This is a genomic window from Sporosarcina sp. FSL K6-3457, from assembly GCF_038007285.1.
GTDB lineage: Bacteria > Bacillota > Bacilli > Bacillales_A > Planococcaceae > Sporosarcina.
In genome coordinates this window covers 331,922-348,200 of sequence record NZ_JBBOWX010000001.1, presented here as the reverse complement: position 1 = coordinate 348,200, position 16,279 = coordinate 331,922, and the positions used below count along the sequence as shown (strand labels likewise).

Below are 16,279 nucleotides of genomic sequence, written 5' to 3'. Positions count from 1 at the left end.
AATATGTTAGCGACACAATTAAAATACGACCTGCTCATGTTTTCAAGAGAATTGTTTTACATGGTCTTCACAATTATTGTTCCACCAGTTACGTATCTGTTCATGGGGCAATTATTCGGCAATCAAACATATGCAGGAAATTTAAGCTATGCAGAAACATACACACCGTCATTCATCTTACTCATTACGTTCGGCGTCATCTTTTTCGCCTTCGGTTTCGATCAAGTGATGAACCGTACAACTGGCGTTGAAAAACGCATCAGTCTGTCACCTGTTCCGAAAAAAATGCTATTGTTGTCAGCCATATTGAAATCCATCATTATTACAAGCATCGGCTTTTTCCTTGTCTATGGCATCGGGATGATTGCTTATGATTTATCGTTCCAGCCAGTGCGTTTTCTAAGTGCTTACGGATTTTTCATTATCCTGAATGCCGTATTGCTGATCATTTCTTCAGCAATCTATTCTTTATTCAAAAGCATGAACGCAGCGCTGGTCTTTTCCATCGTCATTTTCCAAGTTGTCATGATTACAGGCGGCTTCACGATGCCAATTGCCATGATGCCGAAATTCGTTCAAATTATCGCTGACGTGAACTCACTCTACCATATGAATAATCTCTTCATAGCGGTTTGGAATGGGCAGCTTGTGTTTGACAACAGTACACTCATCTCCATCGGTTACATTGCCGGTTTAGTACTGGTCGCATTCGTTATTATCAGCTTTACGAATAAAAGACGGGATTGATAGACTACTCCAAGACAATCGTAGATTAGTTGTATACTATTATCTAAGGAGGTCTTGCCATGAAAGTATCATTGAACATCGACAGTGCCTATAAAGAAACAAAAGTGACGATTGAATCTCCAGAATTAGATCATTCTGTTCAGGAGATTCTTGATTTCATAAAAGGAAGGGAAACGGAGTTCCTTGTTGGAAAAGATGGCGATATGCAACATATCCTAAAGCCCCGCGACATCCACTATTGCCACAGCGAAAAGGATGGAGTTGTCGCAGTCACAGCCGACGGTTCTTTTAAATTAAAAGAGAAACTATACGAGTTAGAAGAAATTCTTCCTTCGAATAAATTCGTCCGGCTCTCTAAATCAGTCATCGCTAATCTTCATGAAATGAGTAGCTTTGAAGCGTCCTTCAACGGAACACTGTGCGTCTATTTTAAATCAGGGGCAAAGGAATACGTTTCTCGCACATACGTCAACACCATTAAAGAATCATTGAAAATGAACAAGAGGAGGGGGAGCGAATGAAAACCTTTTTATTCCGTAGTATGATTGGTATTTTCTTTGGCGCATTTATCGCTGTACTATTAACGAATTCCGTCGTTTTTTGGGGCGAGCAGGACGTGTTAGACGGGCAATTATTCTTAAAAAATTCACTCGGCTCTATTTTCAGCGGATGGTTTTTCACAGTCAGCCCACTCTATTTCGAAAATACCAATTTGCGCCTCTCTCAACAGACCGCGCTCCACTTCGTAACAGTTGTTGTGCTGTACTTTATTTTGGCGTTTGGCATTGGCTGGATTCCATTTACTATGAAAAGCTTCTTACTGACACTAGGATTATTCATTGTCGTCTATGCTATTTTCTGGACTTCTTTCTATCTTTATTTCAGAAATCAGGCGAAGAAATTGAATGCGGAATTGAATGATCTCTCGTAACTGGAATCCGCTATGAATAGGTCGAACTATACCTTGATGACATCATGCAACAATGCTGAGAGAGCAGCGTTGTTGCCTTTATTTTTTCAGATGATTCTTTAGATGTCTCATACATAGTGAAATGCCAGCTCTCTCCATGACTAGTGAATTACTTTATAATAGGGCGTTGAGTAACAAGCTTTACAAATAGTTGACGAGTCAACGACAACTTCTCGTCCGTCATTCACTTCTTCTCCACACTTTTCACATGTAATTCTTCGTAAAGGCTTACCGGGTAGGTCTTCTGGTTTAAAATCAACAATTACCTCCTCGAACAGCAGGAGTTCCTCATCAGGCATGACTTTGTAAGCTTCCATATATGGATTTTCTTTGTTCGAACTATAGTTCTTCGCTAATTCCCGAACATGACCCGGAACAACAACCCTAACTGCTTTATTTTCATATATATTGACAAACGTTGCAGCCATCTTCCCATAATCCATATGCTTTAAAGATCTTTTTCCTAATTTACAACCAGTTACAGTCTGTAAAGCATCGGCCGCACAACGATCCGTTTCTACGTAAATAATTAGACTCTTATTCCCCACTGGTTCGTCTATTTGTAGCCACTTCAATCCAGCCATCCCTATTCTAACGCCCAAAATTTGACCCGCACATAAATGACCATGATATTCCGCTGCTTCTTTCAATAATTCGTTAAACTCTTTCACTTTTCATCTCCCACTTTCCAATTAGAGAATCAGCCTTCGCAAGATTTACATATCTCACCGCGTTTCGGAAAGTTCGCATACCGCCTCCTTCTTTTACGCAACGCAGAACATTCTCCTCGTCCTCGACGATTAAACCACTGATCATATCTACCCCCATTTCAAAAAGAACCGGTGACAGCGGCGTGCTTGGTCCAAGCATAATGGTCACAGCATCTTTCGATAGCTCTAACAATCTAGGAGCCGTTTTATTAATCAATGTTGAGGATGTCATAATCACAATATCTTGCTCAGGTAGTAGATATTCTGCAGCTGGATCTGGTGTATCCCCGATTTGTAGCCTTCTTTCCAAAATAGTCAGTTGGCAAGTAGAAGCCAGCTTATCTAAATCAGGAAAATGTCCGATAACCGCCACACGTTTACCAGTCACTTTATCGGCAATAAGGCTAAGCGCACTTTTCGAACCTAATTGTCTGTATCCTTCGCTTTCCATAGACAGAACCGATTCCAGGGTATTCGTGGCAGAGTTAATAGCACTTAAACCTAACGAAGCCTCAAAAAAGTCCCAAGACTTTATACTATTAGCTAACTTCTGTATAGGTTGACCCTGGCAATTACCAGAAAGAGGCGATGGCTGTAAAGAACGAGGCATGCTCATCGCTAATCCAAGTGATTTTGACTGAATCGCAGTCCAGGAAAGGCCAGCAATCACCTCATTAGCGATATATTCATCACTTATTTGTCCAATTAACTTATCATATAACGTCCACATATAATCCCTCCTTAAAATGGAATTACAAACACTTTCTTACGACCAGTTATAACTACTTATATCCAAACATATTTAATTGGACATGTAAAGATTAAAAAAACACATATCCACCTGTAGCTCCGGAGAATAACAACAACACGATTTCTTTGTATCGAAATACATACTATGAACTACCCTTACTAAACTTTGAATCTACATTCAATATTCGACATATTTCGCATCCCAATAACCCCCTAGCCCCACAGTATTCACTACTTTTTAGCCCTTCAAAAAACCTATGAGTTAAATCCCTTACCCCATTGTTACCTCAATCAATACACCTATATCAATTGGGGCAAAACAGTGAACGTAGCTCTATTAATTTAATTGAGTTTTCCCCATCTCCACTTGACGCAACTTATTTCACTTGTTATGTTTTGTTTTGAATAGTTATATCTATTATACCTATTTATAACTAGTTATAACTCGAATGTCGTATTTCGGTTAAAACTGCAAAAAAGGAGATGGGGATAAGCTAATTTTTTTCTCACTAGAAAAATTACAAATCGAATTGCCGTTCCTCTTTGGTATGAAAAAAATGTATCACTGGTGTTTGTTTATCTAATCTAAAATATTTTCCTTTTTTTCATCCATAGAAATTTCAATTCAATAGGGGGGAATTAAATGGGCCAACAGAATTAATTGGTTTCATTGATTGCTATTACTGTGAAAAACAAAAAACAAGGAGGCTTTTTAAAATGGTTTCTTTACAATCATCTACTCAGTTGAAGGATATTCATTTCATTCAAAACTTGTTTTATGGACATTATCGGTTGTCTATTGTTTCTGCTGGTGTTGAACTCGGCTTATTTCAATCATTAGAACACGAACAATGGACTAAAGAACAGATTAACGACAAGTACGGTTTAGACGGGCAATTTACAGGCATATTCCTGCAATCCCTGGTGGATTTGAATTTACTTGTTCTTGAAGAAAAACTTTTTAAAAATAGCGACCTTGCATCTATCTATTTGGTCCCCACAAGTTCCTATTATCAAGGTGATTTATTAATTCAAGCCTTAAAGGAAGAAGAACGGTGGAATAACTTAGCCAAAGTGTTAACAAAAAAAGATATCCCACAGCCGGTAATTGATGAAAGCTATATGAATGCACAAGAACAGTTTGCGTTATATGAACAAACTGAAATTATTAATAGAATTAAGCGCTGGGAGGGGTATTCTTCTGCAAAATCTATCCTCGATGTTAGCAATCCAGCTGGAATATTCGCATTTTCATTGTGTAAGGAAAACTCATTGCTGCAAGGAGACGTAATTTGCCCTGTAAACCAATTTGATTATGCAACCAAGTATTTGAAGAGTCACAGTCTTGAATCGAATGTAACCATTCAAAACTACAATTTAAAAGAACTATTAACAGGTAATACAAATAAAAAGTTCGATATTATCATTCTGTCCCATAGTCTCTATCAATACCGCAAAGAGCTACTACCCACATACGAAAAAGTAGCTAACTTTGTCAATCCAGGAGGTCTTCTCATCTCTAATCACTGGTTCTGCAGCCCCGGCTGTGGTGAAGAGGATCAAGGTCTATCTGATCTAAATAAGGCCGTTTCAATTGGAGGCCATCCGCTGTGTCACGAAGAAAGATATAAAACATTTATAACCGATTCTGGTTTTACGTTACTTGCAGACTCAACAGTACCGAGTTTATGTGGTGATTCAAAGTTTCATATGGCGGTTCGCAATCTTGATCAGGTAGAGAGTTCAGGCGAAGCAGAAGAAAGCTGTTGTAAAAGATAATCCCTGGAGGTGACAGCATGGTGGAAGTAGCTAAAAAGGATGATATTTTGCAAGAAGCAGCAGATATTATCCGAACTACACTGGGCGATCAATTAGCAACAATCACGATTGAAAGAGCGGCTATCGGCTTATTTTTTACCGGTGTCAAGTTAAGCAATGGTTATGGCGGTGTCAGTTATACACCTATTAAGTCAATTCCAGAGGCGGTGTGTTGCCCGAGTTCCGCAGCAAGTATGCCAATTCCAGGGAAAATTAGAGGTGCTAGTGCGGAAAGTTTTTTAAAGGATATTCATTCAAACAGCATGATTAGAAAATCCTTTGCGATTGCTGTCTTGAATGCTTTAGCAAACACATGCTGGCATTTGGCCCCCCCTACTGAATACACCATTGAAAAGGGAGTCGATCCAATTGATGTGATCGATATTCCCGAAAATGCTTTGGTCGTTGTTATCGGCGCTCTTGCACCCTATTTACGTAGATTTAAAAAGTGGAAACAGCCTTTTATTGTTCTAGAACTCGATCCGGCCACTTTAAAGGAAGATGAGTTACCTTACTTCAGGCCTGCATCAGAGGCTCCTGAGGTAATCCCACAAGCAGATGTCTTAATTGCAACAGGTACCACATTGATCAATGATACGATTCATAGTTTACTCAGCTATTGCAAAGAAGATGCTCAAGTTGTCATTGTTGGCCCTACTAGTAGTATGCTGCCAATCCCCTTTTTCAAAAGGGGCGTCAATGTCATTGGTGGTGTCATGGTGACAAAGCCCGATGAGTTACTCGATATGATTAGCGAGGGTGGCTCGGGATATCATTTCTTCGGTAAATCTGCTGAGAAAATTGTTATTCAGGCAAAATAAGAGAGATCATTACAATCCAAGCAGGGAAGGAATTTCATAATGAATAAAAAAATGAAGAACATTAGCATAATAATTTTACTTATATTCACATTGGTGATGACAGCTTGTGGTAACTCAAGTGTCAACAACAATAATGAAGCCGAAGAGAAACCAGTAACTAAACCAGAGGTCGAGGTTGTCCAAGAACCAACCGAGCATGAAATTACAGACATGGCAGGTAGAAAAGTAACATTATCAACTAATATTGAAAAGGTTGTATTGGTTGGTTCAGTTCCTGTCTTAAGTTCATTTTTATTAGCAGTTGGTGAAGGAGATAAAATAGTTAGTGGTTTACCTGAAAGCTTTGCAAAACAAAATAGATGGGAGTACTTACCTAAGTTTGCTCCAAATTTAGCTAGTAAACCAAAAATGCAAACAGAATCCTCCGATCCGAATATCGAAGAGATTTTAAAAGCTGATCCAGACGTCATCTTTACGATGAGTGAAGATATGATTAGTACTTTTGAAAACAATAATTTGCGTGTAGTTTTCTTGTCTTGGAAAGAGCCTGAAGATGTTAAAAAGACCATTAAATTAGTTGGAGAAATTTTTAATAAGCAAGAAAAAGCACAGGAATATACCGAGTACTTCGATAATTCTATCGAAAAAGTTACATCGATCGTAAAAGACCTCTCGGAAGAAGAAAAGGTAAAAGTATTAAACATGAACGTTAAGAATCTTAGCCAGCCACATGCAATTGCAGAATGGTGGATTAAACAGGCGGGCGGTTTAAGCGTTACAGAAGATGGTAGTAATTTAGAAACGCAGAACTTCTCGATTGAACAGTTTTTAGATTGGGATCCCGAGGTTTTAATCGTGTCAAATCCTTCTGATATTGTTGAGTTAAACACAGACGGGCGGTATAAGAATATCACAGCTGTGAAAGACCAACGCATTTACAGTACACCACTTGGTGCTCATATTTGGGCAAATCGAACAAGTGAGCAACCGTTGATGGTTATGTTCGCAGCAAAACAATTCTATCCTGAACTGTTTAAAGACTTGGACGTTGTTCAAGAAATGATTGATTTCTACGGGAAGTTTTACGGTTACACATTGACAAAAGAAGAAGCTGAAGAGATTTTGGCTGGGAAGTAAACTGAAAAGTTCTATTAAATCCGTTTCACTACTTCGTGGATGCCTTCTGCAATAAGTAAGGTAAGAAAATCCTTACTTATTGCTTAGGTTTCCACTACTCATATTTGTAGACCCAACTTATAAACTCCTACTATTTTTTCAAGAAATGTTTAGTCACTCATGGAGGGTATCTCTAATGAAACATATCTACAAAAAAATATCATTCAAGTTAATCATCCTACTCATTATCTTAATTCTACTATCCGTCCTGTCATTCGTCATGGGAAGATATCCAATCGCACCAAGTGTCGTCTTTGACATACTCGCTTCAAAAATCATCGACATACCCAAAACTTGGTCAGATACGATGGAAACGGTCATCTTCAATGTCAGGATTCCTAGAATTACCGCCGCGATTATTGTCGGTGGTGTCCTTGCCGTTTCAGGTGCTGCTTTCCAAAACCTAACTAAAAATCCAATGGCATCTCCCGATATTTTAGGTGTTTCGGCAGGTGCAGGGTTTGGTGCAGCATTAGCCATGACTATCTATTTACCTTGGTACGCCATACAAATATTTGCATTTATTTTTGGTCTGTTAGCAGTCGGTCTCGCCATTGCAGTCAGTAGAATATTCGGTAAAGACTCCATCATCGTCTTAATTTTGGGTGGGATCATCGTAGGTGCTTTCTTCCAAGCGCTCATTTCACTATTGAAATACATAGCTGATCCTGAAGACACCTTACCAGCCATTACGTTCTGGTTAATGGGCGGTTTATCCAAAGTAACTAACCAGGATATTTTAATTGCGCTCATTCCAATGAGCATTTCACTCTTCATCCTATTCCTCATCAGATGGCAAATCAATGTCCTTTCTATCGGTGATGAAGAAGCAAAATCACTAGGTATTCAAACCGGGCTCATTCGCATTGTTGTCATTCTTTGCGCCACATTAATGACAGCTGCGGCGGTTAGTATTAGCGGGATTATCGGGTGGGTTGGACTAATCATTCCCCATATGGCCAGAATGATTGTCGGTCCAAACTTCTACTATTTACTACCTACATCCTTCTTACTAGGCGGGTCCTTTATCTTATTAGTCGATAATATTAGTCGAAGTGCAAGCTCGCTTGAAATTCCATTAGGAATCTTAACCGCTCTTATTGGGACACCATTTTTTGTTATCTTACTATCAAAAGTAAAGAAGGGATGGACATGATACTAGAGGTAAAAGACTTATACTATAGCCACAACAAGGATTCACCCATACTCAAAGGTATATCCTTTTCGATTGCAAAAGGCGATGTACTCTGTCTTCTCGGACCAAACGGAACAGGAAAAACAACACTGATACGCTGTCTGTTAGGGATGAATCGTTTAGAGTCAGGGGATGTGTTTCTTGGAGGGATTAACACCAAAAAGATGACCGCTAAAGAAATGTCTAAAAAAATTGCTTATGTTCCTCAAACGACGATCGTTTCTTTTCCCTACACCGTTGAAGATATGGTCGTGATGGGCAGAAATCCACATATCGGTTATTTATCGTCTCCCGGAAAAAAAGATATGGAGATGGTGACCGATACGTTAGAAAAGTTAGATATTATCCATTTAAAGGATCGAACGTTTAGTGAGCTAAGTGGCGGAGAAAAACAAATGGTGATGGTGGCACGCGCATTGGTACAACAAGCAGAAATTATGATTATGGATGAGCCTACCGCAAGTTTAGATTATGGCAATGAAAGTAAAATCTTGCGTACAATCAGACAAATTTCCGAAACAGGGATATCTATTGTTTTGATCACTCACTCCCCTAATCATGCATTTTTGTCAGGGAATAAAGTTGCCATCATGACAGGCGGTAAGATTCAAGATTACGGTAGGCCTAATGATGTGATTACTAGCGAGTGTTTAAGCGAGTTGTACGGAACCCCTATCGGCGTAACTGCAGCTAATTTTGAAGGAACTTCTATGGAAGGCATGAAAGTTTGCGTGCCATTTCTTGATTGATGGTATCAAGGTTACCCTGAGACTGGTTTAGCTGTCTTATGGATGGGCAAAACACTTTACCCTGAGCTGTTTGAGGATATTGATATGGAGGAAGAAACAAAGAGTTTCTACAAGCAGTTTTATGGTCTCGATATCAGCTAAGAAGACTATGAACTCTTATTCGCAAACTTTAACTATATCAATTGACAGTTTCTATGTTTACACAATTTCAGAACACACTTCGCAAGGAGGCAACAAATTATGATGAAGTTTGGACTATCAGGTAGCAGCGGTGGACTAGAATCCCTACAAGATGACCGCCTACTAACAATGATTCCTCAACTTGAAAAATGGGGCTATTCTTCCGTTTGGATTAACGAAGAGCATTTCCAACGTAACAGAAGCTGCTTTTCACCCCTTATTCTTGGCGCGACCTTTGCAGCTTTATCTTCCTCATTAAGGGTTGGGTTTTCTGCATTGATTACACCTCTTCACCACCCTTTACGACTGGCGGAAGAAATTGCTTCAATGGATAGACTTTCAGGAGGCAGAGTTGACTTCGGTGTTTCGCGTGGACATCCCGGCCATTATTTTGATAGCTATCAAATTGACGCTTCACAAAGAACCGAACTTTTCCGTAACGGGGTGAGCGAAATTCTAGACTATTGGACAAAAGGTATTGTGCGCGTTGGAGACAACGAACTGGATTTTTCACCGATGCCAATTCAAACACCTCACCCTCCTATTTACGTCGCTGCTTATTCTGATGACTCTGTCAAATGGGCTGCTGAGGCCGGTCACCACCTAATCTTACATGGTATTCAATCTATTGAAAGTCTTAGCCGTTGCCTACATGTATTCAAAGAATCCGGTGGCCATACGCCATCCATTCCCGTTGGACGTTTTGTCTACGTGGGGGAAAGTGATCAGCAAGCGCGAGACGATATTTGGCCGACGGTTTGTCAACTGACATCCCGTTTGAAAAAAATTCGTACCGACCGTTTTTCATTAATCAATTCTGAGGATGATCTGGAACCTGAATTATTCTTTGAACAGTTAGCGATTATCGGCGGTCCTGAAACATGTGCCAGAAAAATAAAACAACTAAACGAGGAGTTTGGTATACAGCATGTCAACCTGTTGTCATCCTTCTTCGGGATTTTGCCTGCACGGCTTTTGGAGGAATCCTTAGAACGGTTTTCCAAAGAAGTCATGCCAAAATTATGAATAGATGAGCAGCTACTTATTTCAATAGAACCCAGATGTAATTACTGATTGCAAATCAATCCGGATAATAAAAGCCGCACCCAGTACGCCCAGGTGCGGCTCCATCTACTTATTTCAACTTCTGCAAAACAACTACTTTTAAATAATTGAATTCCGGGAAATCACGGTTTGTACGGAAATCTCTCGGCAATGACGACTCCTCAAGAATCTTGAACGAAGAACCTGCATCCTTAAATGCTTCTTCAATGAACGTTTTGAACTTCTTCATGCCAAAGCTCGCATTATTCGTCGATGCTACAATGACACCATTTTTCTCCGTAATGGCAATGGCATCTTTCAGCAAAGCCGGATAATCCTTCGCTGTGCTAAACGAATACTTCTTCGTCCGCGCAAAGCTGGGTGGATCCAAAATGACAAGGTCAAACTTCAATTCATTGCGCTTCGCGTAACGGAAATACTCGAAAACATCCATCACTTTAATATCCTGCTGTTCATAGTCAATGCCGTTGACACTGAACTGTTCAATCGTCTTCGCTAAGCTACGTTTCGCCAAATCGACACTCGTCGTCTTCATTGCACCACCAAGTGCTGCTGCAACCGAAAACGCACCTGTATACGAAAACGTATTCAGCACATTTTTACCCTGCGCATACTTATCACGAATCGCTTGACGCATATCACGCTGATCCAAGAAAATACCCGTCATTGCGCCATCATTCAAATTGACCGCAAAATTCATGCCATTTTCCTTGACGATAATCGGGAAATCACCTTGCTCTCCACGAACAAAATCATCCTGCTCGATATATTCGCCCTTCATATCAAAGCGCTTTTTCTCATATATACCTTTATACTCAACGATTTTATCCAACACACTATAAACATGATGCTTCATCGAATAAATTCCTTGGCTATACCAGCTCACCATATAATAACCGTCGAAGAAATCAATCGACAATCCGCCGATGCCATCACCCTCTCCGTTAAAGACGCGAAACGCCGTCGTATCTGGGTCTGCAAAAAGGGCTTCTCGGCGTTCAAGCGCCTTCGCAATTTTTGATTCGAAGAAATTGAAGTCAATCGCTTCCTCTTCTTTTTGCGTCAACACCCAGCCAATCCCTTTGTTTTGATTGCCATAATAGCCTTTTGCCACAAAACGACGGTCTCTGTCCACCAAGCGAACAATTGCACCTTCCTCCGTCAAAACGTTGACGTTAATAATCGCTTCCTTCAAAATTAACGGATAGCCTTTTTTCAAATCTGCTATATTTTTTGCATTCACTTGTAAATCGATTGTTTTTGTCATCTCATCAGCCTACTTCATCATTTTTTCTTATTATCGCACGTTTGCACCGGAATTGCGAAATTGGCTAGGACTTGTCATCCTTCTGCTCGCATTATTCGAGTGTCGGCAACTCTTCGCATAATCATCGCAATCACTATCAGTGTAAAGTAAATTGTTGTAAATAATATACTTGAGCTAATCGCTAGCTTGCCATCCTTTACTAAAACAAACATACCATCCCATAGCGTGTAACCAATAATAGACCAATTAAATAATGCAACAAACCCAAACATCGGGATATACAGATAAGTATTCTTGTCTTTTCTACTTAAATATGCTCCTTTCCAAGCCGACATCACCGTTATATACGTCAACGGAATATAAACCAACACCATCATTTCCATCAATGGATCTGCCCAAATGTAATTCATTTTTATAAAGCCATTCACAAAAATCAGCGCTATCGTCAAAAAGAAAGCATGATGACCATACCGATGCCTCTTCGCCACTTGAAACTCATCATAACGCGCCTTCTGCATGTTCATCCCTCCCAAAATAACTCATCCAATGTTTTATCCAATACCTTACACACCGCAATACATAATTTCAACGACGGATTGTATTCACCATTCTCAATCGCATTCATCGTCTGCCTCGTAATACCAATCGCCTCGGCAACATCTTTTTGTGATAAATCCTTCGCCGCTCGCGCAGCCTTCATTCGCAAATTTTTCGTCATGGTAAACCTCCCATTACCCAAATTATACAAGTAATTATTGCGTAGTGTCAAATATATCAGACATAAGGTAAGTTATATCATTCCTTTATATCAATAAAAAAAGCAGTGGAATATCTCCCACTACTTCTCTTCTTTCAATTATTTATACCTGCTCCTATGGTAAATACTTAGAAAGGGGATGGCGTTGATGTTAGTATTCGAATCGTTAATGTTCGCAATAGCATTTGCAACATGATTCATATTAATATTGTCATTTCTTGTCCAACTAAAGGATGATTTAGTCAAGTAGAGCAACGTCTTTTAGACGTTGCTACTTTTACCTTTAAAAGTACCTTTGATAATACTCTTTTCTAAGCCTCTCCAGGCCTCTTTTAAAAGCTTCACTCCTTCTTGAATTTCATCAAAGGTAAGATTACTGAATCCAAGTTTAATAATTGCTTCCGCAGAATGATTTTCTATGAAATAGATAGAGGTAGGATACACTTTAACCCCATAAACGGAAGCTCGCTCGATTAACCATTCTTCTGAACGATTTAGATGTACCTTAACTAAAACGTACAAACCAGACTGCTCCCCAATAATGGATATACTTTGTTTGAAGTATTTTTTCAATCCTGAAACTAAGCACTGCATTTTTCGCTTATACACAAGTCGCATACGTTTGATATGACGAGTCCATTCTCCCTCTTCCATAAATTTAGCCATTGAAAGCTGGCTAAGAAGGGAAGTAGTACTCTCGAAATTCTGAAAATGTTTTATATAAAGGTCTAAAAGAAATTGTGGCAGCACCATATAACTTAGACGAATTCCTGGAAGAAAGGACTTTGAGAAATTTCCTAGGTAAATCACTCTCTTTGAATCGATGGAAGCAAGTCCCGGAAACGGCTGTTGTGTATAGCGAAATTCACTATCGTAATCGTCTTCAATAATATATCCCTTTCTCTTGGCAGCCCATTGAATGAGATTTTGCCTTTGTTGAATGGACATGCTTATGCCTATTGGACTTTGATGGGAAGGTGTCACATAAATTAAACGTGACATCCTATTTTCTAATTGTGAAAACTCAGCACCTGTTTCATCAACTGGTAAAGTTTCAAGTGCAAAACGATGGAATAGAAATGCCTCTTTTGCTCCATCATACCCTGGATCCTCCAAAATTACGCTTTGGAAATCATCCTTTAGGATTTGTCCAAGATTAATTAACATTTGCTGTGTGCTGCTCCCAATGATAATTGCATTTGGATCTGTCTTTACCCCGCGAGATTCGAGTAAATAGACAGCAATTTGTTTACGCAAGCACATTTCACCAAAAGGATCCCCATATAGAAAACTCTCCTGTAAGGTCAGTACTGAATTAGTAATTCTTCTCCAAGCTTTTAGAGGAAAGTTTGTTTGATCTACAGCCCCTGCTTTAAAATCAACGAGAAATGTTGTCACCGGCTCAGGTTGCTTACTAGGAATAGAAATGACTTCCTCCTGAAATAAATGAGGCTCTAATTCATTAACAAAGTAGCCTTTTCTTCCTTCTCCCCGTATATAGCCTTCTGCCACAAGCTGATCATAAGCCGTTAATGTCGTATTGCGACTGACTTGCAGGGAATCAGCCAGTTGACGTATGGAAGGTAATTGTTCGTTTTCCAGTAGGTCCCCATGATCAATTAACAATTTAAATCGCTCATATATCTGTTTGTATTTAGAAGAGTGATCGTCTAAAGCAAAAATGATATTTTTCATTATAAATCGCCTCTGACATGTCTATTTTATTTAAATTGTACCTTTTTATATGTCAATCACTCTATTATACTATGTTGAATAACCGACATCCATAAGATTTAAAAAATAATTAGAAAAATGGTAGGAGGGATTCGTTGTTAAATATTGCTGAGTTGAGCGTATTTATTCTAGTTGTCTTCGGATTGTTTTTGATTCCAGGACCAGCTGTCTTATTACTGATCACTCGATCGGCTCATGAAGGGACCAAAACAGGTATTATAACCGGTCTAGGCATTGCAACAGGTGATTTCATTCATGTGTTATTAGCAGCTGTTGGATTTTCAGCTATTCTTATGACTTCTCCAGTTGCTTTTAATATTGTAAAAATCGCCGGAGCAGCGTATTTGTTATATATGGGTATTCGGGCATTATTGGCAAAAGCATCATCGATAAAAATACCTGATGTTGTACAGGAGTCACTACTTAAAGTTTACAGGCATGGAATATTGGTAGAAGTCTTGAATCCGAAAACAGCACTTTTCTTTTTAGCTTTATTTCCGCAATTTGTCAATGCAGAGAGCGGTACAATCGTAACGCAATTTTTAATTTTGGGGGTAATTTTTGTTGTATTAACTGTTATGTATACAACGCTTTTAGCTGTCTTTACTGGAACAATTGGTCAATTAATCAAGCGGGGGACTGGAAGAAATAGATGGGGTCAAAAAGTTTTAGGCCTGCTTTATATCGGTCTTGGCTTGCAAGTATTACTCTTAGGTCCATAATTATTTTTCCGAATATTATAACAGATAATTCTAAAGGTTTCAGTAAATCATTTTAATATAAAAAGGAGCGCGCTATTATGTATATTCCAAAATATTATAAGGTCACAGATTTTGAAGAAATCCGGGAATTTGTTCAACAAAATTCATTTGGAACGCTTGTCACAACCAAAAAAGGAAAACCCATTGCGACCCACTTGCCTTTGCAATTGATCAAAGAAGATGATGATTACTATATAACCGGGCATATGGCTTATGGGAATCCCCAGTGGAGAACATTCGAAGCCTGTGATAAGGTACTGGTTATGTTCCAAGGACCGCACGCTTATATTTCTTCCTCCTGGTATGAACAGGAAAATGTCCCGACATGGAACTACCAAGCTGTCCATCTATATGGATCGGCTCATATCTTAGACGAAGAAGAGTTGAAACAGGACTTAACCAGGTTATTGCAAAAATATGAACAACACCGTAAAAATCCTATTCTATGGGATAAACTCTCTCCTTCTTTATTGGAAAAAGAACTAAAAGGGATTGTTGGCTTTAAAATAAAAGTGCAAGAAGTACAAGCGGCTTATAAATTAAGTCAGAATCGAAATGAAGAGGATTATCATAACATTGTTGAAAAATTACAAGAAGAAGAAAATCTAAATTCCCATCAATTGGCGGAAGTGATGAGAAAGATAAGAAACAAGGAGAATTGAGAGGTTAGTTTGTGGAGATTTTCACTTAAACTAACGAGGTGCTTTAGTTGAATAAGGAAGAAGAAAATATTATTAATGTATGTAAACATTGTTGTGTAGGCATTTTATAGACCGCCAATTCATATGCGAATTAGTGGTCTATTTCATGTTTTAAATTGTATTTTGTACCACTCAACTGGACGGGTTCATCTTGCCCACTACTTCATTTCCTTCAACAAATACGTAGTCCTTTAATCGAGCTTCATAGTTAGTTTATCTATGTTAAGTACGGCCTTTATTCGCTGCAAAAGATCCAGTCCGATGATACCATCTAAATCAAAACCATAATTCACTGCTCCTACTTCTAAGGCAAAATCTCTCGTCTCTGCCTGTCCGATTTCGATTACATCAACTGTTTTGGAAAATACAAATTCTGAACCACCAACACCACTAATGCGATAGATCATATCATTTTCTTCAGCAATAATCCCTATTGATTCAGCTAAGTCCGTTGAAATAATTGTACTTCCAGAGCCCGTATCAACTAAAACACGTTTAAGCCATAGTGATTGTCCTTTGAATGTCAGTTTTATATCAGTAAGTAATAATCCATCTTCAATGATTAGTCTTTTCACTATCGTCTTACACCTACCCACTTTTTCTCAATGATATTAGGATTTTTACGATTCGTATGGAGAACATACAATTCACGTGTAGGATTTTCTTGGTGAAGTTCTTGATAGGCCTTCATTGCATCCGGAGAATTAGAAAATCTATTTAAAGGAGCAACTTCTTCTAGGATGCGCTCGCTTTCCTTATTTGTATAGGCTTTTATCGCCTCTATCAAGACCCATTGTTCCGGAAACGCCTTGCATACGTCTTCCCATTTCATTTGAGTCACCTCCGAAGGTGTTTAAATTAGTACAATAAGTATATCA

At 38.9% G+C, this 16,279-nt stretch carries 19 protein-coding genes; 11 read left to right on the top strand and 8 right to left on the bottom strand.

Annotated elements, in window-relative coordinates:
* Positions 1–3: 3 nt before the first annotated feature.
* From N1I80_RS01750 to N1I80_RS01740, 3 genes are read left to right on the top strand one after another with little or no spacing between them, the layout of a single operon-like run.
* Positions 4–747, top strand: a complete 744-nt coding sequence (locus tag N1I80_RS01750; RefSeq protein WP_340736255.1) for an ABC transporter permease — start codon at positions 4–6, stop codon at positions 745–747.
* 59 nt (positions 748–806) lie between these two features.
* Complete coding sequence (locus tag N1I80_RS01745) at positions 807–1,268, top strand: LytTR family DNA-binding domain-containing protein (RefSeq protein WP_340736254.1); 462 nt, start codon at positions 807–809, stop codon at positions 1,266–1,268.
* Positions 1,265–1,678, top strand: a complete 414-nt coding sequence (locus tag N1I80_RS01740) for a DUF3021 domain-containing protein (RefSeq protein WP_340736253.1) — start codon at positions 1,265–1,267, stop codon at positions 1,676–1,678. The genes N1I80_RS01745 and N1I80_RS01740 overlap by 4 nt, the downstream gene beginning before the upstream one ends.
* A 140-nt stretch (positions 1,679–1,818) precedes the next feature.
* Here N1I80_RS01740 and N1I80_RS01735 read toward each other — a convergent pair whose 3' ends face one another.
* Positions 1,819–2,388 carry an FmdE family protein gene (locus N1I80_RS01735; RefSeq protein ID WP_340736252.1) on the bottom strand — a complete coding sequence of 190 codons (570 nt, stop codon included), beginning with the start codon at positions 2,386–2,388 and terminating at the stop codon, positions 1,819–1,821.
* Positions 2,375–3,157, bottom strand: coding sequence for a DUF364 domain-containing protein (locus N1I80_RS01730; protein ID WP_340736251.1), 783 nt, complete (start codon positions 3,155–3,157; stop codon positions 2,375–2,377). The genes N1I80_RS01735 and N1I80_RS01730 overlap by 14 nt, the downstream gene beginning before the upstream one ends.
* A gap of 737 nt (positions 3,158–3,894) precedes the next feature.
* On the opposite strand from N1I80_RS01730, the gene N1I80_RS01725 reads away from it, so the two are divergent.
* From N1I80_RS01725 to N1I80_RS01700, 6 genes are all read left to right on the top strand, one after another.
* Complete coding sequence (locus tag N1I80_RS01725) at positions 3,895–4,956, top strand: methyltransferase dimerization domain-containing protein (RefSeq protein WP_340736250.1); 1,062 nt, start codon at positions 3,895–3,897, stop codon at positions 4,954–4,956.
* Between the two features lie 17 nt (positions 4,957–4,973).
* A complete protein-coding gene (locus N1I80_RS01720) occupies positions 4,974–5,816 on the top strand; it encodes a DUF364 domain-containing protein (RefSeq protein ID WP_340736249.1) in 843 nt (280 codons plus the stop codon).
* Between the two features lie 39 nt (positions 5,817–5,855).
* Positions 5,856–6,953, top strand: coding sequence for an ABC transporter substrate-binding protein (locus N1I80_RS01715; protein WP_340736248.1), 1,098 nt, complete (start codon positions 5,856–5,858; stop codon positions 6,951–6,953).
* 175 nt (positions 6,954–7,128) lie between these two features.
* Positions 7,129–8,148, top strand: coding sequence for a FecCD family ABC transporter permease (locus N1I80_RS01710; protein WP_340736247.1), 1,020 nt, complete (start codon positions 7,129–7,131; stop codon positions 8,146–8,148).
* Positions 8,145–8,936 (top strand): ABC transporter ATP-binding protein, encoded by a 792-nt coding sequence (locus N1I80_RS01705; protein ID WP_340736246.1) that lies wholly within the window; start codon positions 8,145–8,147, stop codon positions 8,934–8,936. Before N1I80_RS01710 ends, N1I80_RS01705 begins: the two co-directional genes overlap by 4 nt.
* 240 nt (positions 8,937–9,176) lie before the next feature.
* Positions 9,177–10,142 (top strand): LLM class flavin-dependent oxidoreductase, encoded by a 966-nt coding sequence (locus N1I80_RS01700; protein WP_340736245.1) that lies wholly within the window; start codon positions 9,177–9,179, stop codon positions 10,140–10,142.
* 109 nt (positions 10,143–10,251) lie between these two features.
* Here the strand turns inward: N1I80_RS01700 and N1I80_RS01695 are convergent, their stop codons facing one another.
* The 4 genes from N1I80_RS01695 to pdxR all read right to left on the bottom strand — a co-directional run bounded on the left by N1I80_RS01695 (position 10,252) and on the right by pdxR (position 13,900).
* Positions 10,252–11,448: a class I SAM-dependent rRNA methyltransferase gene (locus N1I80_RS01695; RefSeq protein WP_340736244.1), complete on the bottom strand. Its 1,197-nt coding sequence runs from the start codon at positions 11,446–11,448 to the stop codon at positions 10,252–10,254.
* A gap of 74 nt (positions 11,449–11,522) precedes the next feature.
* Positions 11,523–11,966 carry a hypothetical protein gene (locus tag N1I80_RS01690; protein ID WP_340736243.1) on the bottom strand — a complete coding sequence of 148 codons (444 nt, stop codon included), beginning with the start codon at positions 11,964–11,966 and terminating at the stop codon, positions 11,523–11,525.
* A 2-nt stretch (positions 11,967–11,968) separates the two neighbouring features.
* A complete protein-coding gene (locus tag N1I80_RS01685; protein WP_340736242.1) occupies positions 11,969–12,166 on the bottom strand; it encodes a helix-turn-helix transcriptional regulator in 198 nt (65 codons plus the stop codon).
* 300 nt (positions 12,167–12,466) lie between these two features.
* A complete protein-coding gene (pdxR, locus tag N1I80_RS01680; RefSeq protein ID WP_340736241.1) occupies positions 12,467–13,900 on the bottom strand; it encodes a MocR-like pyridoxine biosynthesis transcription factor PdxR in 1,434 nt (477 codons plus the stop codon).
* 134 nt (positions 13,901–14,034) lie between these two features.
* On the opposite strand from pdxR, the gene N1I80_RS01675 reads away from it, so the two are divergent.
* Together N1I80_RS01675 and N1I80_RS01670 are read left to right on the top strand one after the other, a co-directional pair.
* A complete protein-coding gene (locus N1I80_RS01675) occupies positions 14,035–14,661 on the top strand; it encodes a LysE family translocator (RefSeq protein WP_340736240.1) in 627 nt (208 codons plus the stop codon).
* A 77-nt stretch (positions 14,662–14,738) separates the two neighbouring features.
* A complete protein-coding gene (locus tag N1I80_RS01670; RefSeq protein ID WP_340736239.1) occupies positions 14,739–15,362 on the top strand; it encodes an FMN-binding negative transcriptional regulator in 624 nt (207 codons plus the stop codon).
* A 230-nt stretch (positions 15,363–15,592) separates the two neighbouring features.
* On the opposite strand, the gene N1I80_RS01665 is transcribed toward N1I80_RS01670, so the two are convergent.
* Positions 15,593–15,976: a retropepsin-like aspartic protease gene (locus tag N1I80_RS01665; RefSeq protein ID WP_340736238.1), complete on the bottom strand. Its 384-nt coding sequence runs from the start codon at positions 15,974–15,976 to the stop codon at positions 15,593–15,595.
* Complete coding sequence (locus N1I80_RS01660) at positions 15,976–16,233, bottom strand: hypothetical protein (RefSeq protein ID WP_340736237.1); 258 nt, start codon at positions 16,231–16,233, stop codon at positions 15,976–15,978. Before N1I80_RS01660 ends, N1I80_RS01665 begins: the two co-directional genes overlap by 1 nt.
* Positions 16,234–16,279 lie beyond the last annotated feature (46 nt).